At 43.0% G+C, this 18,904-nt stretch carries 21 protein-coding genes; 3 read left to right on the top strand and 18 right to left on the bottom strand.

Going from position 1 to position 18,904, the window contains the following annotated elements; all coding sequences use genetic code 11:
* Positions 1 to 3: 3 nt before the first annotated feature.
* The 5 genes from rsmB to gmk form a co-directional block, all read right to left on the bottom strand.
* On the bottom strand, positions 4 to 1,317 hold the full coding sequence (rsmB, locus tag HWX15_RS06340) for a 16S rRNA (cytosine(967)-C(5))-methyltransferase RsmB (protein WP_175880586.1): 1,314 nt from the start codon (positions 1,315 to 1,317) through the stop codon (positions 4 to 6).
* Positions 1,310 to 2,245 carry a methionyl-tRNA formyltransferase gene (fmt, locus tag HWX15_RS06335; protein ID WP_175880585.1) on the bottom strand — a complete coding sequence of 312 codons (936 nt, stop codon included), beginning with the start codon at positions 2,243 to 2,245 and terminating at the stop codon, positions 1,310 to 1,312. Before fmt ends, rsmB begins: the two co-directional genes overlap by 8 nt.
* 12 nt (positions 2,246 to 2,257) lie before the next feature.
* On the bottom strand, positions 2,258 to 4,654 hold the full coding sequence (locus tag HWX15_RS06330) for a primosomal protein N' (RefSeq protein ID WP_175880584.1): 2,397 nt from the start codon (positions 4,652 to 4,654) through the stop codon (positions 2,258 to 2,260).
* A 65-nt stretch (positions 4,655 to 4,719) separates the two neighbouring features.
* Positions 4,720 to 5,034, bottom strand: a complete 315-nt coding sequence (gene rpoZ / locus HWX15_RS06325) for a DNA-directed RNA polymerase subunit omega (protein WP_000979235.1) — start codon at positions 5,032 to 5,034, stop codon at positions 4,720 to 4,722.
* 24 nt (positions 5,035 to 5,058) lie between these two features.
* Complete coding sequence (gene gmk, locus HWX15_RS06320; RefSeq protein ID WP_000775041.1) at positions 5,059 to 5,685, bottom strand: guanylate kinase; 627 nt, start codon at positions 5,683 to 5,685, stop codon at positions 5,059 to 5,061.
* Between the two features lie 245 nt (positions 5,686 to 5,930).
* Between gmk and HWX15_RS06315 the strand changes: the two genes are divergently transcribed.
* Complete coding sequence (locus HWX15_RS06315) at positions 5,931 to 6,758, top strand: DUF4839 domain-containing protein (RefSeq protein WP_175880583.1); 828 nt, start codon at positions 5,931 to 5,933, stop codon at positions 6,756 to 6,758.
* Between the two features lie 70 nt (positions 6,759 to 6,828).
* Here the strand turns inward: HWX15_RS06315 and HWX15_RS06310 are convergent, their stop codons facing one another.
* The 11 genes from HWX15_RS06310 to HWX15_RS06260 all read right to left on the bottom strand — a co-directional run bounded on the left by HWX15_RS06310 (position 6,829) and on the right by HWX15_RS06260 (position 15,928).
* Entirely contained in the window at positions 6,829 to 8,442 is a 1,614-nt protein-coding gene (locus HWX15_RS06310) for a ribonuclease Y (RefSeq protein ID WP_175880582.1), read from the bottom strand.
* 202 nt (positions 8,443 to 8,644) lie between these two features.
* Entirely contained in the window at positions 8,645 to 9,742 is a 1,098-nt protein-coding gene (locus tag HWX15_RS06305) for a nucleotidyltransferase (RefSeq protein WP_175880581.1), read from the bottom strand.
* A 9-nt stretch (positions 9,743 to 9,751) separates the two neighbouring features.
* Positions 9,752 to 10,492, bottom strand: coding sequence for a class I SAM-dependent DNA methyltransferase (locus tag HWX15_RS06300; protein ID WP_175880729.1), 741 nt, complete (start codon positions 10,490 to 10,492; stop codon positions 9,752 to 9,754).
* Positions 10,493 to 10,599: 107 nt separating this feature from the next.
* Positions 10,600 to 10,953 (bottom strand): ribosome silencing factor, encoded by a 354-nt coding sequence (gene rsfS, locus HWX15_RS06295; RefSeq protein ID WP_124787858.1) that lies wholly within the window; start codon positions 10,951 to 10,953, stop codon positions 10,600 to 10,602.
* Complete coding sequence (gene yqeK / locus HWX15_RS06290; protein ID WP_175880580.1) at positions 10,954 to 11,547, bottom strand: bis(5'-nucleosyl)-tetraphosphatase (symmetrical) YqeK; 594 nt, start codon at positions 11,545 to 11,547, stop codon at positions 10,954 to 10,956. It lies immediately after the preceding gene.
* A complete protein-coding gene (locus HWX15_RS06285; RefSeq protein WP_175880579.1) occupies positions 11,547 to 12,176 on the bottom strand; it encodes a nicotinate-nucleotide adenylyltransferase in 630 nt (209 codons plus the stop codon). Before HWX15_RS06285 ends, yqeK begins: the two co-directional genes overlap by 1 nt.
* Positions 12,177 to 12,226: 50 nt before the next feature.
* Entirely contained in the window at positions 12,227 to 12,538 is a 312-nt protein-coding gene (gene yhbY, locus HWX15_RS06280; RefSeq protein ID WP_000060169.1) for a ribosome assembly RNA-binding protein YhbY, read from the bottom strand.
* A 213-nt stretch (positions 12,539 to 12,751) separates the two neighbouring features.
* On the bottom strand, positions 12,752 to 13,858 hold the full coding sequence (yqeH, locus tag HWX15_RS06275) for a ribosome biogenesis GTPase YqeH (protein WP_175880578.1): 1,107 nt from the start codon (positions 13,856 to 13,858) through the stop codon (positions 12,752 to 12,754).
* A gap of 2 nt (positions 13,859 to 13,860) precedes the next feature.
* Positions 13,861 to 14,388, bottom strand: coding sequence for a YqeG family HAD IIIA-type phosphatase (locus HWX15_RS06270; protein WP_000234220.1), 528 nt, complete (start codon positions 14,386 to 14,388; stop codon positions 13,861 to 13,863).
* Positions 14,389 to 14,404: 16 nt separating this feature from the next.
* A complete protein-coding gene (locus tag HWX15_RS06265; RefSeq protein ID WP_175880577.1) occupies positions 14,405 to 15,310 on the bottom strand; it encodes a magnesium transporter CorA family protein in 906 nt (301 codons plus the stop codon).
* Positions 15,311 to 15,367: 57 nt separating this feature from the next.
* Positions 15,368 to 15,928, bottom strand: coding sequence for a mechanosensitive ion channel family protein (locus tag HWX15_RS06260; RefSeq protein WP_001168881.1), 561 nt, complete (start codon positions 15,926 to 15,928; stop codon positions 15,368 to 15,370).
* Between the two features lie 138 nt (positions 15,929 to 16,066).
* On the opposite strand from HWX15_RS06260, the gene sstT reads away from it, so the two are divergent.
* Positions 16,067 to 17,272 (top strand): serine/threonine transporter SstT, encoded by a 1,206-nt coding sequence (sstT, locus tag HWX15_RS06255; RefSeq protein WP_175880576.1) that lies wholly within the window; start codon positions 16,067 to 16,069, stop codon positions 17,270 to 17,272.
* 67 nt (positions 17,273 to 17,339) lie between these two features.
* Entirely contained in the window at positions 17,340 to 18,293 is a 954-nt protein-coding gene (locus tag HWX15_RS06250) for an aromatic acid exporter family protein (RefSeq protein WP_175880575.1), read from the top strand.
* 201 nt (positions 18,294 to 18,494) lie between these two features.
* On the opposite strand, the gene asp5 is transcribed toward HWX15_RS06250, so the two are convergent.
* Entirely contained in the window at positions 18,495 to 18,719 is a 225-nt protein-coding gene (asp5, locus tag HWX15_RS06245) for an accessory Sec system protein Asp5 (protein WP_175880574.1), read from the bottom strand.
* 4 nt (positions 18,720 to 18,723) lie between these two features.
* A complete protein-coding gene (gene asp4, locus HWX15_RS06240) occupies positions 18,724 to 18,903 on the bottom strand; it encodes an accessory Sec system protein Asp4 (RefSeq protein ID WP_001287962.1) in 180 nt (59 codons plus the stop codon).
* Position 18,904: the final 1 nt, after the last annotated feature.

Genomic DNA, 18,904 nt, shown 5'->3' with positions numbered 1-18,904 from the left:
TTCCTAATCCGATATCTTGCGAAATTGACTGATGAAGAATCCATCACTTCCATACAATTCAGGTGTAATGAGGATACAGCCGTCTTTCATGATATCCTTACATTCATGTTCTAGCTTTACCTGCTCGAACTCAGGATGACTTTCTAAAAACGCTTCAACGACTTGAAAATTCTCCTCTGAGACAATAGTACAGGTACTATAAGTTATTATACCACCTTTGCCTAGTGTTTGACAAACACTACCTAATATTTCTAGCTGAATTTCCTGTAATGACGCGAAATCTGCCGTTTCTTTATTGTATTTGATGTCTGGTTTTCGGCGCAAAAGACCGATTCCTGAACAAGGAGCATCTACCAAAATCTTATCAAATGAATCCTGACCAAAAAACTCATGCACCTTTCTGGCATCTAATTTTTGCCTTTGAACCCGATCTGCAACTCCCAGACGTTGGGCATTTTCTTGAATCAAGTCCAACTTGTGGTCATACAAGTCCAGAGCAGTAACCTGACCTGTCGTAAGATAAGAGGCTATATGGGCTGTTTTCCCACCCGGAGCCGCACAGGCATCTAGTACTCGTTCATCTCCCTGCAAATTCAAAGTTGGCGCAACCAATTGACTGGATTCGTCTTGAATGGTTATAGCCCCTTCTGCAAACAAATTATGGTCTGCAAAATGCCCTTGCTCCTTAACAAGACCAGAGGGAGACAAGGATGAATTACTAGCCTCTAACAAGGCTTGAATTTCCTCTTTTCGGCTTAAGTCAGTCACACGAATACTGGCCTTGTTGCGCACCAAAAGACTTTCAAAAATAGCTTGCGCTCGCTCTTCACCGTATTCTTCTTTGAGCTTGGCAACTAGCCAAACTGGGAGAGAATAGGCAATGGAATCACGCTTGTTTTTTCGCTTGATGCTAGCAATATCTGGCCAGCCTTCACGCAAGATACGGCGAAGGAGGGCGTTGACCAATTTTTCACTGCCTTTTTTACGGATTTTGGCCAATTCTACTGCTTCGTTGACCACAGCATGATCTGGAATCTTGTTCAAATAGCGGAGCTGGTAGGCACTCATGAGAAGAAGGACATAGAGCCAGTTATCTAACTTATCTCTGTCTTCGATAAAGTGTGATAGGTACCATTCCAGAGTCAGTTTACGGGCTACCGTTCCATAGACTAGCTCGGTCACCAAGCCCTTGTCTGCTGCCGAAAGTTGACTTCCCTTGAGATGCTTATTTAAGGCGATATTTGAGTATGCTTGATTGATAAAAACATCCTCTAATACTGCTAGGGCTAAATTTCTAGCCGTTTCTACTTTAGTCACCAAATCGTTCTCCTACAGTCAATGTACGTCCAACTCCGTTGAGGAAGGAAGCAATGTCCATCTTAGGTTTACCCGCTGGCTGCACTTGTTTGAGGGATAGAGCCCCTTCTGCCGTTGCAACAATCAATTCTTTCTTGCCGATAGAGAGAATCTCACCTGGATTTCCCTGACCTTCTACAACTAGAGCTTCATAAATCTTAAAGCGGTCGCCCTTAAGGAAAGTATGGGCAACAGGCCAGGGGTTCATGCCTCGGATTTGGTTAAAAAGTTGACGATTGGTTTTGTTCCAGTCCAGTTTTTCTTCCTCTGGCTTGATATTTGGCGAGAAAGTAACCTGACTTGGATCCTGCGCTTCAGGTTTGATGTCACCAGCAATGTAGGCAGGCAAAGTATCCAAAAGCAAATCGCGACCAACTAGCGCTAATTTCTCAAACAAGGTGCCAACATTGTCCTCATCTGTGATCGGAATGCTACGACGAGAAATCATATCCCCTGCATCCATTTCCTTAACCATTTCCATAATGGTCACACCAGCTTCCTCATCCCCTTGAATCAAGGCATAATGGATAGGCGCACCACCACGGTGTTTAGGAAGGAGTGAGGCGTGAACATTGACAGCAAAGTCCATGCTATCAAGGAGTTTACTTGGGAGAAACTGCCCAAAAGCAGCGGTCACAATTCCATCCGCTCCTAGCTTCATAATAGCTTCCATCTCTGGACTTCCAGATAATTTTTCAGGTTGGTAGATAGGAAGCCCCGCTTCTTTGGCAGCTTGTTTAACTGGGGTTTCCTGAATCACTTTTTTACGACCAACAGCACGGTCTGGCTGGGTCACAACGGCTAGAATTTCGTAACGGTCATCTGTCAAAAGTCCTTTTAAGACTGTTGCTGAAAAGTCGGGTGTCCCCATAAAGATTAGTTTTGTCATATCTTCTCCTTCTTATAAAAATTGCTGTGGCTCATGGTCAATGCTGAGACGGAGCTCACTATTTTCCCGTTCTTGAGTCAAAGCCAGAACCTGATTTAGAGTCGGCCCCAGCTCATCTTCTAAACGGTATTTAATCAAAATCTGGTAATGATAGAGGTTGTGGGTACGGGCGATGGGTTTGGGCGTTGGCCCAAGGATGTTACTGGTTTCAGACAGGCCTGAGCGCAAAATGTTCATCACTTCATAGGCACGTTTGACCACCTCTTCTTCCTTCTTGTGAGAAAGGGTAATGCCAATGGTGAAATAATAAGGTGGATAACCAAGTTGTCGTCTGATTCCCATTTCATAAGCGTAAAAGCCTTCGTAATCTTGGTCTTTTGCAAATCGAATAGCGTAGTGTTGCGGATTGTAAGACTGAATCAAGACCTGCCCAGCTTTTTCAGCACGTCCTGCCCGACCTGCCACCTGAGTCAAAAGCTGGAAGGTTCTCTCAGAAGAACGGAAATCAGGCAAATTCAAGGCTGTATCTGCATTAAGAACTCCTACTAGGGTCACATTTGGAAAATCCAAACCCTTGGCAATCATCTGAGTACCTAGTAAAATATCCGCTTCCCCTTGTCCAAACTGGTCAAGCATAGCTTGATGACTCCCTTTCTTGCGAGTCGTATCCACATCCATGCGCAAAATACGGGCCCGGGGAAAGAGTTCTGCTAGCTCGTCATAAGCCTTCTGAGTTCCCGTACCGTAGTAACGAATACTGCGACTCTTACAGTTAGGGCAGACCTGAGGAATGTCTTTCGAAAAACCACAATAATGGCAGTTCATGTTCTTGGTATCCATGTGCAAGGTCAGGGAAATGTCACAGTTAGGACAAGTATCCACCGTCCCACACTCCCGACACATGACAAAGCTAGAATAACCACGGCGATTGAGCATGAGAACCACCTGCTCTTTTTTAGCCAGACGGTCTTGAATGGCTTCTAGCAAAGGAGGTGTAAAGTTTGATGTCTCGTTTTGTCCGATATAGTCTCGAAAGTCAATTACTTGAACCTCAGGGATTGTAGCCAAAGGATTGGCCCGTTGGGTTAGACGTAAATGTTGATAGACGCCTTTGCCAGCCCGAGCACGGCTTTCCAGACTAGGAGTTGCTGAACCAAGCACCAAAGCTGCTTGATTATACTGAGCCCGTAAAATAGCTACCTCTCTAGCATGATAACGGGGATTACTGTCCTGCTTATAAGTCGCTTCATGCTCTTCATCGATAATCATGACACCCAGATTTTTCAGCGGAGCAAAGATAGCAGATCTGGCACCAACCACAACTTGGGCATCACCGCGTTCCACCTTGCGCCATTCATCATACTTTTCACCATTAGACAAGCCTGAGTGAAGTATGGCCACTTTCTCACCAAAACGTGCAATAAAACGCTCCGTCATCTGAGGAGTCAAGGAAATCTCAGGCACCAGCAAAATGGCTGTCTTGCCCTTGTCCAAGGCTCCTTGAATAATCTGCAAATAAACCTCCGTTTTCCCACTTCCTGTAATCCCTTGAAGGAGGAAGGGAGGCTGATGACTTCCAATCGCACTGACAACCACATCACGCGCCTGTCTTTGCTCTGGATTCAACTCTAAAGGCTGACTTGCCTCAATACCTTCAAAATAGGCAGCCGAGCGTTGAACTTCCTTTTGGACTATGGTCACAGCACCTTGTTCCACAAAGAAGTTAACTTGCTCCCGCGAATAGAACTCTAGCAAACTAGCCAAAGAAGCGCTCTCAGGATGAGACAGCAGATGGTCTCTCAGTTCTAACTTTTTCTTGGCGCGTGTAGAAATCTCTACACCCTCTAATTGAGCAAGATCAACCTCATACCAAGACTGGGTCTTGACCTTCTTTTGATCGACCGCCTGATATTCCAGACCAAGTAAACCTTTCCTAGTCAAACGCATCATTTCTGCTTGCTTACCTAAATCTAGAGAAGAAAAGGCAAGTGAATCCTCTGAACCAAACAAGCGTTCTCGGTCTTCCTGACTTAGGCCTGCCAGAGGATAGAGAATCTTGTCATAACTGGAGTTCAGAAACCCTGGTAACATAGCCTTGAGGATAGAGATTTTGTAGGAGAAGACAGATTTGCGTAACTCCTCAGCCAGCCAGAGTTGTTCTTGCGTGAGAACAGGAGAAAAATCCAGCACCTCCGCAATATCTTTCAAATCTTGCTCCATCTCTTCTTCATCTAATTGGGACTCCAAACCAAGAACAATCCCTTGAATCAGGCGATTTCCCTTACCAAAGGGCACGTGAACCCGCATCCCAACTTCCAGCATTCCCTCAAATTCCTCAGGAATCCTGTAACTATAGGGCTGATCCGTCTGCATCAAGGGCACATCTACAATAATCTTGGCTACGGCCATCTTCTCACCTCCTCCTTGTCAGTACATTCTTGCAATAGAAAAAATAAGATTGAGTCCCCCCAACCTTAAATTTTTTCACCATCTTCTTTTTCTTTAGCGATTTGCTCTTTGATTTTCTTTTCTTCTTCTTCTTTGCGGCGTTTTTCTTCTTCGATACGGCGACGCACCGCTTCACGTTTTCCTTCTGGATCTGGGTGAATTGTAACGTTTCCTGATTCGATTTCTTCTAAAGCGCGAAGAGTTGATTTTTCAGACTTGAAACCTTGAGTTGCTGGCGCACCTGCTTCCAATTCGTGGGCACGTTTTGCTTCCAAGATTACGAGTGAATATTTTGATGGAACCTTGTCAAGCAAGGTATCAATAGAGGGTTTTAACATCATTTGCTTGTACCTATTTTCTAAATTTTATCGGGTAGTTGGAGACTTTGGTAACATCTCCTGATAGTGACCAATGACACGATCCACACGGAAGTGCTCGGCTTCGATCACACGTTTGACACGCTCAGCAGCTAGGGGCACCTGATCGTTGACAATCGCATAATCATACTCACGCATAAGGGCAATTTCTTCCTTGGCCTTTTCGATTCGTTGGGCAATCACTTCTGCGCTGTCTGTTCCACGACCTACCAAACGGTCTTGCAATTCATCCAAATCTGGTGGTGTCAGGAAGATAAAGACAGCATCTGGAACCTTTTTCTTGACCTGAAGAGCGCCCTGAACTTCAATTTCAAGGAAAACATCGATTCCCTTGTCCAAGGTTTCATTGACATAGGTCAGAGGAGTTCCATAGTAGTTGCCGACATATTCTGCGTATTCCAACATCTGTCCTTGACGAATCAGCTCTTCAAACTCTTCACGAGTACGGAAGAAATAGTCAACACCGTCCACTTCTCCAGGACGTTGTGCGCGTGTCGTCATCGATACAGAGTATTGAAATTGGTTTTCAGAACTCTCAAAAATCTCTCTTCTAACCGTTCCTTTTCCAACCCCTGAAGGACCAGAAAAAACGATTAGTAAGCCTCGGTCTGCCATTGTGTCTCCTTTTAGTCAGTCTGTGAAAATAAAATAAAATTTTCCTTCAGATAGTAGCATTTTACACAAACTATCCTTCTACAGTCTTTCTATCTAGTGTAACAAAAAAGCAGTAATTTTTCAACTGCTCTTTCTTATTTATTTAGCATAATCTATGATTTATACAAGGTAGCCCCTTTAAAAAAGACTTGCCTTTTTATTCCATTTAAGAGATAATGAAACTACTAATATAAAAGGAGAGATTTATGCCAATTTATAAAGGAAAAAATGTCGATGAAGCTATTGAAAATGGCTTGTATGAACTCAATCTCAAAAAAAATGAGGTTAAAATCAATATTATTGAAGAAGGAAATGCTGGAGTATTTGGTTTTTTTGAAAAAGAAGCTGAGGTTGAAATTACACCATTAAGCCCACTGGAATTGAAGGTAAAAAAACTAATTCCATATTTAATTGGTGTTGCTGTAATATTTATTATTCTTCTGTTGGTTCTATTTGGAGGAAACTCAGATAAGTCAACTTCTGTTCCTACTTCTACATCTACAGAAACTAGTTCCATTGTGGAAAAATCCGTCGAAAAAACAAATGAGGCATCATCTACATCACAAAGTTCTACATCTATTTCCTCTAGTTCAACTAGTACCTCATCAAGTTCTACCGAATACTCATCAACAAGTCCAGCTCAATCAGCTGTCATCACGACTGAAAACAATGAGGAATTTAAAGCACTATTGCAGACTGAAGATTCAAACACAATAATAGATTTTGTTCAAAAACATAAAGGTCAAATCATCGAATTTGATGGACACATAGCAGATATTGCACACTATAAAAATTACAAAACAAAATTTGATATGCTTATTTATGGCGGAAATTACTTAGGAGCAGAACAAGCACCTTCGGGACCAAACTTTAAATTTGTAAATATAACAACAGTTTCTAACGCCGCTTTCAACTCTTTTAATGGCGAAAATATTTCTAAAGGCCAAAATGTACATATAAAAGCACAAATTGGAAACTATAACTCCACTCAAGATTTAGTCTACCTATCTCCAATTGAAGTTTCACCTCGATAATATAACGAATTATTTTCAAATAATTTATTCAAAAAAACTGAAGTCAGATTGCACTGACCTCAGTTTTTTATTATTTAGCATAATCTACTGCACGAAGCTCGCGAATCACGGTTACCTTGATATTTCCTGGGTAATCGAGATTGTTTTCAATTTTCTCGCGAACTTTGTGAGCCAAGATTGTGACTTTGTCGTCCTTGATTTGTCCTGGATTGACCATGATGCGGATTTCACGTCCTGCTTGAAGGGCAAAGCTATTTTGTACCCCTTCAAAGCCATTCGCAATTTCTTCCAAATCATGAAGACGCTTGATGTAGCTTTCAAGAGACTCACTACGAGCACCTGGACGGGCTGCGCTCAAGGCATCTGCTGCAGCGACGATCACTGCAATCACGCTTTCGGCTTCTACATCGCCGTGGTGACTAGCAATCGTATTGACCACAACTGGATGTTCCTTGTACTTACGGGCCAATTCCATACCGATTTCAACGTGGCTACCTTCAACTTCGCGGTCAATAGCTTTCCCTATATCGTGAAGGAATCCAGCACGACGAGCAAGAGCCGCATTTTCGCCAAGCTCGCTCGCCATGATACCAGCCAACTTAGCAACTTCAATCGAATGGCGCAAAACATTTTGTCCATAAGAGGTACGGAACTGCAAACGTCCCATAATCTTCATCAAGTCTGGATGAAGGTTTGGCGCACCAATCTCATAGGCTGCTGCCTCACCGTATTCACGGATCTTATTGTCAATCTCTTGACGGTTTTTCTCAACCAACTCTTCGATACGAGCTGGGTGGATACGACCATCTTTGAGCAACATTTCCATGGTCATACGGGCAATCTCGCGACGAATCGGGTCAAAACCTGACAAGGTCACCACTTCTGGTGTATCGTCGATAATCACATCAACCCCTGTCAAACTTTCAAAGGTACGAATGTTACGACCTTCACGACCAATAATGCGCCCCTTCATGGTATCATCTGGTAGATGAACCGTTGAGTTTGTTGACTCCGCCACATACTCACCAGCGATACGTTGCATAGCTTGAACCAGGATGTCCTTGGCCATTTTGTCAGAACGTTCCTTGACCTCTTGCTCAGCTTCACGAATGCGGCTGGCAATCTCCTTGGTCAAGTTTTCCTCTGTCTGTGCCAAGATAATATCTCGTGCTTCTGCCTGAGACAGAGCACCAATACGCTCTAACTCTACTTCTTTTTGTCTTTCGACTTCCTCTAATTGCTCTTCACGCGCATCAAGGTTTTTCGCTCTATCAGAAATACTTTGTTCTTTTTGTTCAAGTGTTTGTTCTTTACTCGTCAAATTGTCGTCCTTACGGTCAAGGCTAGTAGCTCTCTCTGTCAAACGACTTTCGATTTGTTTGAGTTCTTGACGTTCTGATTTGAATTCAGCGTCCACTTCTTCACGGTATTTTCTGGCTTCTTCTTTGGCCTCCAATAGTGCTTCTTTTTTAAGAGACTTGCTTTCACGTTTGGCTTCATTAACCAGTAAATCCGCTTCACGTTCAGCTTGTCCACGTAAATTAGTTGCTTCTTGTTCAGCATTTAAAAGCATCAACTCTGCAGCTTCCTGAGATGATTTCATCTTAGCTGAGATGCTGACATATCCAATGACTAAACCAATGATGACGGCAAAAACAGCAATCGCAAGCGACATGATTTCCATGTTTTTACCTCATTTTATTGTTATTCCGAATGACATACATTCTTTTACATTCTACCATAAAAAAGTGATTTTCACAAACCTAAAATAGAATATGTTTTGGGGAATTTGGAGTTTAATTACCTATAATTTATTAGCACAATCTCTATTTCTTAGAAACAGTTGTTTAGTAGAGATTTGAGAAAAAGTCTACTTTTCAGTAGACTTAGTTTGTTTCTATTCTAATCGGCACTCTTCCAAAATTCTGCTCTGCTATACTTGACTTTCCAAGTTGGTAAATCTGGTCTGCCTTTTGGGTCATAGTATCCCAAGGCTCTTTGCCAATTCGACTGACTAGATTGACCTGTCCTTTCAGAGATTTAAGATGTTGTCTGCCTTTTTCAGTAAATCCAAGGACATGAATCCCTTCTGGCAAGTCACTTTCTCTAGCTTGCACCAAAATATAGGCCAAGATGCGTCTGACACGCGCCTTGGTGTAGCGTTTGGTAGCAACCACTTCAACCAATTCGTCAACAGACTGAGCCGTCTTGATAGCTTCCTTAATGCGCACAGCCATTTCTTGATTGACCTGATAGATGGTGGTTAGGTCTGGATTTGACAAGATTTGATAATGGAGCAAGGGAAAATAGTCTTCCCAGTTCACCTTACTGGCCTGCTCAAAAAGGGTAACAGAAGGCATAAAGCGTTCTAAGAAATCTTTGTCCCTTTGGTGCTGACGCAGGGCTGTCGCCGAGGCAAAGTCTACATCCTTGTCCACAGAATGGTAGCCTGCCCCCTGACGCTGAATTGGCTCAAGTTTGATGTCTCGTCCTGCAACTGCCTTGGCATAGGCGAGAGCAAGGATATGATTGGGCGTATTGCCTGAAAAATCAAGACCTGCAAATTCCTTCCACATAGCTTGGGTTTTCTGGGGATAAGAGAGAGAATCAGCCAGATTTTCCACAAATTGCTCCATCTCAGCACCCTGCTCTGTGTATAAGTCAGCGATTTTCTGGTAATCTAGAACTTCCTCCGTCCCAAAAGCTAGAGTATCAATACCCAAACGAGTCAAGATATCCACAGCTCCTTGGCCGAAGAAATCTGCTGCCTGAACACTGACTAAAAAGGGCAATTCTACTACCAAGTCTGCCCCATTTTCCAGTGCCATCTGGGCCCTTGTCCACTTGTCCACAATAGCAGGCTCGCCTCTCTGCATGAAATTCCCTGACATGGCAACAATTTTCAATCCCTCAGCCTGATTTAGCAGGTATTTATGCCCATTATGAAAGGGATTAAACTCCGCGATAATACCTGTGATGGTCATGATAATCTCCTACTTCTGCGCGACAAAAAACCAACGGGTGCTAGTTTCTGTAGGCTCTTTGTCCTCAAAGTCCGCATAAAGTTTGAAGGACTTGAAACCAGCCTGTTCCAGCAAAATATCATAGGTCAGGACCTCATAAGTCCGCTCCTCATGCACTTCATCGTGGCGACTAAAGGAACCGTCAGCCTCCTTGATGAAAAAGGTCAACTCATGCACGATGGAGTGAGGTGCTTCGTCCTCGTAGGTATCCCAGAGCATGGCGAAATCTTCCGCATTTTCATGGTAGGAATAGCCTGGAAAAACTTCATCTGTCTGGTAGGTGGAATGCACATCAAAGATGAAAACTCCATCTTCATTAAGGGCATTATACACTTCCTTAAAGACGTCCCCTACTTCCACCTCATCCTGCATGTAGCAGATTGAGTCCGAGTAACACGTGACAAAATCGTATTGACCTACCTTGGACAAATCCAGCATATTGCCTTCAATAAAATCAATCTTTTGTTTGGCTGAAGTAGCTCTCTTCTCAGCAATCTTCAACATATCCGCGCTCAAGTCCAACCCAGTCACATCAAAACCAGCCTGAGAGAAGCGCACCGATTGAATTCCTGTCCCACAAGCCAATTCCAAGAGTTTCTTTCTCTCCTTAGTTTTTGGCAAATGACGCAGAGAAAAATCAGTCCATTTGTCGTATAAACTGTCATCCATGACCGCATCATAGACCGCCGCAAAGGTTTCATAAGTTGCCATAATCATGATACTAAGAGCTCCATGGTAAACACCACTCGCCCTTTACCTTTCCATCAATTTTCTAAAATAAGCAAAGAAACCCAGTTGACTACAACTGAGTTCATCTTCTAAGCAAGAGCTTCTGAAATATCTACTGAATCCGCCTCATGCCATAGCTTCTCTAGGTTATAGTGGGCACGCATTTCTTCTGAGAAGATATGCACAACGACAGCACCGAGGTCCAGCAAGACCCATCCTCCAGCTGCATCGCCTTCGACATGACTGCCTTTAAAGCCTGCTTCCGCTACTTTTTCACGGATATTGTCAGCGATAGCATCCAACTGACGGCTATTCATTGAACTAGTGATAACAAAGTAGTCTGTCACGCTGGTCAAATCTTGTACATCAAGTGCGAGGATATCCTCCGCACGTTTCTCATCAGCCGCTTTCACGACTAGTTCTAGTAATTCTTTTTCGTTCATTTAGTCCTCTTTCAAATAGTGCACAAAGGCGTTATAGGTTTCAAGGGTTTGGGGATAGATGGGGAATTTCTGATGAGCTAGATGCTCCACAGTACGAGCTGTTTCATAGGCTACCGCCTTATTAAGTGATAGACTTGCAATCTCACGCGCCACATCTACTCCTGGAAAGGCGCGATTATGCTCGATATAGTCTGCGACGTAGATGACTTTATCTAGGTCTGTCATCTGGTCAGCACCGACTGTATGGATTTCAATAGCTCGCAGGATTTCTGAATCATGCAAATCCAAATCTTCCTGAATCTTGTAAATTCCGACCATACCATGCCAGACATTATTGCCCCAGTTTTTGAGGTCAGGGTCTAGCTGATAACGGTCAATCAAATCCAAAAATTCCTGATCTGACAGCTTTTTAGCATAGTCATGAAGAAGGCCTGCTAGACCTGCCTTCTCACCATCTACTCCAAATCTCTCTGCTAGTTCTATGGCTGCACGCTCCACACCCAAGCAATGGGTTAAACGTTTTTCAGGTAGAAGCTCTGCCATTTTTTCCAACAAAGCCTCACGGGAACAGTTGATATAGTCTTGATAGGCCATCAGTAGAGTCCCTCCTTCTCGATGTAGTCTAGCACCGGCTGAGGTAGGAGAAAGTTGGGTTTCCGACCTTGGGCAAGGAAGTCCCGCACCATGCTGGATGAGATATCCATGAGAGGCACATCCACCCAGATAACGGGATAGGAAGTCCCTGCCTTGTAGCGTGGGCGCTGAACCCCTACAAACTGAACCATGTCTACCAGCTCATCAATTCGATACCACTTAGGCAGATAGTCCACCATGTCGGCACCGATGATAAAGTAATAATCCGTATCTGGATTCTTCTCAGTTAGAAGCTTCATGGTGTCGTAAGTATAGGAAATACCCTTACGCTCTAACTCAATGGTTTCAATAGCTAGGCCGTCAATCCCCTCAATCGCCAACTCAAGCATCTTGAGACGATGGTGTTCAGGGATGGTTTCCTTTTTATCTACGTGAGGAGGTTGGTATTCAGGCATGAGCAGAACTTGGTCCAGTCCCAACTGCTGGCGCACTTGGTCCGCAACGATCAGATGGGCATTGTGAACAGGGTTAAAATTCCCCCCTAAAATCCCGACTTGCTTGCGTTTTTTCTCCTTGATTTCTGGCTCCAACTCTACCTTGGTAAAGGGAGTCAATAGTTCGATTGCCATAGGCTAGTCTCCTTTATTTCTCTGTAAAAACAGTTATTTGGAGTAGTTTTTTAGATTTCTTTGACTTTTTTAGAAATCTTGCGATTTTCTTTCTTGCTAGATTGTTTAAACAAAATCAAGATGCGTCCGATTTTTTGGACAGTATCCACACCGATTTCTTCTTCCAAAATTTCAGCTACTTCGTGGATGTTTTCATCTGTGTTTTGCAAGAGCGTTACTTTAATCAATTCGCGGGCGTCAAGAGCCTGACGGACGCTGGTTTTGATTTGGTCGTTCAGTCCATTTTTCCCGATTTGGATGATGGGTTTAAGAGTGTGTGCCTGGCTGTTGAGGAAGGCACGTTGTTTTGATGTTAATGACATAATTTCTTAAAAGAGTTTCTTTTTATACTTTTCTAAAGTGGTGGCGGACGTCAGCAAAGTCCTTTGGACTTTCATGACTAAAATTTGAGCCTAAGGTCTCAAATTTTCCGCAGTTGGTACAATCACTTGTCCCAACTAACACCACGACGAAAAGTATTCTCTATGGGGTTCACCCTGCTCGTTCGAGTTCAGAAAACCCTTTCCTTTCTGTGTTTAAATAATTGCTTTTCGTGTGACGACGGCGACGCCTTCTGGTGCCCAGACGGCAACTTTGGCGGTGCCTGTTACGCGGATCCAGCCTAGGCCTGAGATGACTAAGTCTGTCTTTTCCTTAATGTTAAATACATGCTGAACTAGTTTTGGAAAATCTTCTTTTTCCTTGCTATTTGGTGGTGTCAAAAGAGTTCCGACGTGCTTATCGTAAAAGGCACTGGCTCCTTCTAGCTTAGTACGATGGAGTTTCAATTCGTTGTCAAAAAAGGCAGTGAATCCTTGCTTTTCACCCGCAATGAAGTCAAAGCGTCCGAGACCTCCTAAAAACAGGGTTTGTTCAGGATTGAGCTGATAGGTTTTAGGCTTGATTTCCTTTTTGGGGCTGACATACTTGAGGTTTTTGGCCGTCAAGTAGTGGGCCATCTGGTGGCGGTGGATAATCCCCGGCGTATCATAAATATAAGATCCGTCGTCAAGCGGAATCTCGATTTTATCCAAGGTTGTCCCTGGGAAGCGCGAAGTCGTAATGACATTCTGATCACCCGTGATTTCTTGGATAATGGCATTGATTAGAGTTGATTTTCCAACGTTGGTCACCCCAACCACATAGACATCGCGGCCCTTTCGGTAGTGCTCGATTTTGTCAATGACTTCCTTAATAGCATGTTTGTTTTGGGCTGAAGTTAGGACGACATCGACTGGACGAAGCCCTTCTTCGTGGGCACGCTCCATGAGCCACTGGCTAATCTTGCTCGACTTAACTGACTTGGGCAAGATATCTTTTTTATTTCCCACCAAGAGGACATCATTGCCTGATACAAAACGTGGTAAGCCTGGGATGACCGAGCCATTAAAGTCAAAGATGTCAATGACATTGACCACCAAAGCATCACTGTCTCCCACCTCGTGCAAGAGTTTGAGGAAATCATCGTCCGTCAACTGGACATCCGTGATTTCATTGTAGTGGCGGAGACGGAAACAGCGTTGGCAATAGACTTCGCCAGTATCCAAACCTTTTTCAAGTGCCGACTGGGGAGTAAATCCAAGACCAGCCTTGTCTGTCGTCTGAATGGTTGCTCCACAACCAATACAGAGAATTTCTTCCATAGTTAAATTCCTTTTTTATATGTAATCGGCCCGTACTTTTCAGTGATTTTTCGCATCACACGACGCTCACGAGCTCGGTTAATCTGTGTTTTAATCGAGTCATGTTGGACCAAGGGTTTGACTAAAATCGAGCGAATGCCAGCACGGTGGGCTGCTCGTATATCTGTCATGAGCTGGTCGCCAACCATGACCACTTCGCTTTTCTCATAGTGGAATTCCTTCATGGCACGGTCAATCCCAAATGTGAAGGGTTTCAGAGCCCAATAGACGTAATCAATTCCAAACTTCTCAACTGCTCTTTGGACGCGTTTCTTAGTGTTATTTGAGACTACGATAATGCGAATGCCCGCGTCCCGAAGATCATGTAGCCATTGCTTCATCTCTGGCGTCCCATCAGGGTTGTTCCAAGCAATGAGGGTATTGTCCAAATCGACCAAAACAGCCTTGATTCCCTGCGCCTGCAGGCTTGGAACTGTCAGATCATAGACTGCTTCCACAGCAAAGTCTGGCATGTAGTTTTCAATCACCATTTTGGCTCCTTTTCTTTTATTTTCTAGTAATTTTCTTCAGCCATTGAGATAAGGCCACCCATAAAATCAAGCTAGTCATTAAGATATAAATCCAAGCATTTGGCTCTTCTGTAAATGGTAGAGGAACATTCATTCCGAAGAAACCTGTAATAACCGCAAGTACTGCTAGTAAGACGGAGATAATAGTCAAAATTGACAAACTATCATTCAAGTTATTGTTTAGGATGTTGTTGTAAGAAGCTGAGAGTTGTTGCAAGACTTGAGAAATCAAGTCTGTCATAGACACCAACTGATGGGCTTCAATCATGGCATCATCAAACTGCTCTCGTTCGACATCATTAAATCTCCGATAAAGAGCATGGCCCTGGATATGTTCCAAGAGGAGTCGATTTTGTTTTGCTGCTGCTGTCAGGTAAACCATACCAGTCTCCAAGTCAGAGAGGGCGAAGAGATTTTTCTTTGTTGTAGTTTGACGTAGCAAGGCACTAATTTCGTCCTTACTTTTATCCATCTCTTCAATAACTGGATAGTAAGCATTGCTAATAATCTCTAAACTGGCAAAAAGAAATTTGTAGATTGAAATAATTTCATGGCTTTCAAGGTAGATTGCCATGCGTTTAATCACATAAGTATTCTTGTGATTGCTGATAGTAATCAGCCGTTGTTTTTCAACGATAAAGGTCATCGGAATCGCTTCATAATATTCTTTGTCTTTTTCTAAATCAAGAACATTATAAATAAAGGTTACCGTCTCCGTTTCACGGTTATAATCCATATGAGCTCGTTCATTTCTATCCAGAGCATACTCAATGGTTTCCTTGTCCAATCCATAGATGTCAGAAAGATCTTCCATATTTTTAATCTTATCCACATCAAGGTCTATCCAGGTACAACCATTGCCTAACTGCTTTTCTAAAACCATCTTTTCTCCTTTATCAAACTCTTTTTATTGTACCATAAATTACTTAAAATAACAGGTCTAGTCTGTGCGTGAGAAATTGCTAACAACTGTGATATTTCGGTTAGGAACAAAGTGAAGAGCTTGCTCCTCGCTACGAAGCTGGGTCGTACGAATTCCCACGCTGACGACCTTGCCCGATACAGTAATAGGACCATTTGTCAGAACGACCTCATCTCCCACATCCAGTTGACGTTCAAAAAGGATGAAAAAGCCATTGATGACATCAGACAGAAAACCTTGGGCTCCCATCCCAATGGCCACCCCAGCAATCCCAGCTCCAGCCAACAAACTAGATACAGGTAAGCCTAAAATCGATAAAATACAGTAGAGTAAAAAGAAATATAGCGTATAATTAAACACATTTTCTAGTAAACGCGCAATAGTCTTTTGTCGCCCGACATCATGATGGGACATTTTTAGAGAAGGTTTGACAATTCTCTGCACCATGGTATGAAGCATTTTTTTAGCAATATAAAATACAATCAAAAGCAGTAAAAGAGAAATGATCTTGGTTAGAATATTCTCGATAATGGTTGTCACATCTAGCTTTTCAATATAAGCTTGAATAAATTTTTGCATATAAAACTCCTTTATTTCATTATACCATATTTTCATCAGTCTCATTCTCCATAAATATTCAAAAAATAGACAGAAAATTCTTGATTTTGTCTATCATTTATACTATAATCATAATCACTACACAAAAAGGAGATTGTTATGAAAAGAATCATTCATGCTTGGAATAAGGCAAGCCTTGTCAAGCGTATCTTGATTGGTATGCTTTGTGGGGGAATCCTAGGACTGACCCTTCCTAATCTCTCAGGAATTGGTCTACTCGGGGATTTATTCGTTGGAGGTCTAAAAGCTGTTGCTCCTATCCTAGTCTTTGCCCTCGTTGCCAATGCCCTTTCCCAACATCAAAAGGGACAAGATAGCAATATGAAAACTGTTGTTTTCTTGTATATCCTAGGAACTTTTGCTGCTGCTCTTGTAGCTGTTGTAGCTAGTTTCATCGTCCCTATTGAAATTACCCTAAATAGTGCCAATACTGAAATTGCACCACCAGATGGGATTGGCCAGGTCCTCAGCAACCTCTTGCTCAAACTGGTTGACAATCCAGTCAATGCCCTCATTACTGCCAACTACATCGGTATCCTATCTTGGGCAGTCATTTTTGGAATTGCTATGAGAGAGGCCAGCAAAAATAGTAAAGAATTACTAAAAACTATCGCTGACGTGACTTCTAAAATTGTCGAATGGATCATCAACCTGGCTCCATTTGGAATCCTTGGTCTTGTTTTTAAAACCATTTCTGACAAGGGAATCGGAAGCCTTGCCAACTACGGTATTTTATTGGTTCTATTAGTAACGACTATGCTTTTTGTTGCCCTTGTGGTCAACCCTTTGATTGCCTTCTTCTTTATGAGACGCAATCCTTACCCTCTAGTTTGGAACTGCCTCCGTGTCAGCGGTGTGACAGCCTTCTTCACTCGTAGTTCTGCGGCTAACATTCCTGTCAACATGAAACTCTGCCATGACCTTGGACTCAACCCAGATACCTATTCTGTTTCTATCCCACTTGGTTCTACTATCAACATGGCTGGAGCAGCGATTACCATTAACGTTTTGACCCTTGCTGCAGTTAATACTCTTGGAATTCCTGTTGACTTTGCAACAGCCTTTGTCCTCAGTGTAGTAGCAGCTATCTCAGCCTGTGGTGCTTCTGGTATTGCTGGAGGTTCCCTCCTTCTTATCCCAGTTGCTTGTAGCCTTTTCGGTATTTCTAACGATATTGCCATGCAAGTTGTCGGAGTTGGTTTTGTGATTGGGGTCATCCAAGACTCATGTGAAACAGCCCTTAACTCTTCTACAGATGTCCTCTTTACCGCCGTTGCCGAATACGCAGCAGCCCGTAAAAAATAACTCATAAAGGCAAGCCTGCTCAGGTCTTGTCTTTTACGCTTTTATTCTAACTTATCAGGAAATTCTTATGTCTATTAGCCAACGTACGACCAAGCTCATCTTAGCTACCTGTCTTGCCTGCCTTCTTGCTTATTTTCTCAATCTCTCCTCAGCTGTCTCGGCTGGAATCATCGCTCTCTTGAGCCTATCTGATACTCGTAGAAGTACCTTAAAACTGGCTCGCAATCGACTCTTTTCCATGCTCCTAGCTCTGGCTATCGGTGTTCTGGCCTTTCACTTGAGCGGATTTCATATCTGGAGCCTCGGCCTCTATCTTGCCTTCTATGTGCCTCTAGCCTACAAGATGGGCTGGGAAATTGGCATCACACCAAGCACTGTTTTAGTTAGCCACCTCTTGGTACAAGAGTCAACCTCTCCAGACCTTCTAGTCAATGAATTCCTTCTCTTTGCTATCGGTACAGGATTTGCCTTACTGGTCAATCTCTACATGCCTTCACGAGAAGAGGAAATCCAGCACTACCACACGCTGGTGGAAGAAAAGTTAAAAGATATTCTCCAGCGCTTTAAATACTATTTATCCAGAGGAGACGGACGCAACCGAGCACAGCTGGTAGAGGAATTAGACACACTTTTAGAAGAAGCCCTCAGACTGGTCTATTTGGATCACTCTGACCACCTCTTTCACCAGACCGACTACCATATCCACTACTTTGAGATGAGACAGCGACAAAGTCGTATCCTGCGAAATATGGCCCAGCAGATTAACACTTGTCACCTTGCCGCCAGTGAAAGCCTGATTTTAGCCCAACTCTTTTCAAAAATTGGTGGCCAACTGAGCCAGACCAATCCTGCTTCTGATTTACTAAATGAAATCGAACGCTATCTGGAAGTCTTCCGTAACCGCAGTCTGCCCAAGACAAGAGAAGAATTTGAAACCCGTGCCACGCTTCTTCAACTCCTACGTGAAGCCAAAACCTTCATCCAAGTAAAAGTTGACTTTTACCAAAAATATGGACAGTAATACTCAATGAAAATCAAAGAGTAAACTAGGAAGTTAGCCGCAGGCTGCTCAAAACACTGTTTTGAGGTTGTAGATAAGACTGACGAAGTCAGTCACAGATATACGACAAGGCGACGCTGACGTGGTTTGAAGAGATTTTCGAAGAGTATAAAAAAGAAAACTTCAGACCAATCACAAAAGGTGAATATCTGAAGTTTTCTTTTATTTGTAAGTTAGCACCATAAAGGTTAGTAATAGGACAAATAGGGCCAAACTCACTAATAAGGTGAGTACCTTTACCAAGGTGTTGCTCTGCCAGTAACTTGGTTTACCAATATTACTGGTGGCATCCATAGAAAATAGTTGATTTTGACGGGGTTGTATGGTTACCAATACAATCAAAGCAATAGAGAGGACAATAGCTAAAACAATTAGTATTTCAATCATAGGCCTACCTCAAAATTCCCAGCAAAGTAAAGAGCAAACCAATCAGAATCATCAAACCCAGTAAGAGTGAAAAAGTCTTACTAATCTTTTCCCCTCGGGTTTCTTTTTCCTTCTTGATGGGTTTTTGTTTCAACTCTTCCATGCGGCCTTCAACGTCTTTGTAAAATAAATCTTCCTCTGACATG

Source organism: Streptococcus thalassemiae (assembly GCF_903645285.1).
Lineage (GTDB): Bacteria > Bacillota > Bacilli > Lactobacillales > Streptococcaceae > Streptococcus > Streptococcus thalassemiae.
This window is presented reverse-complemented; position numbering and strand designations above follow the sequence as displayed.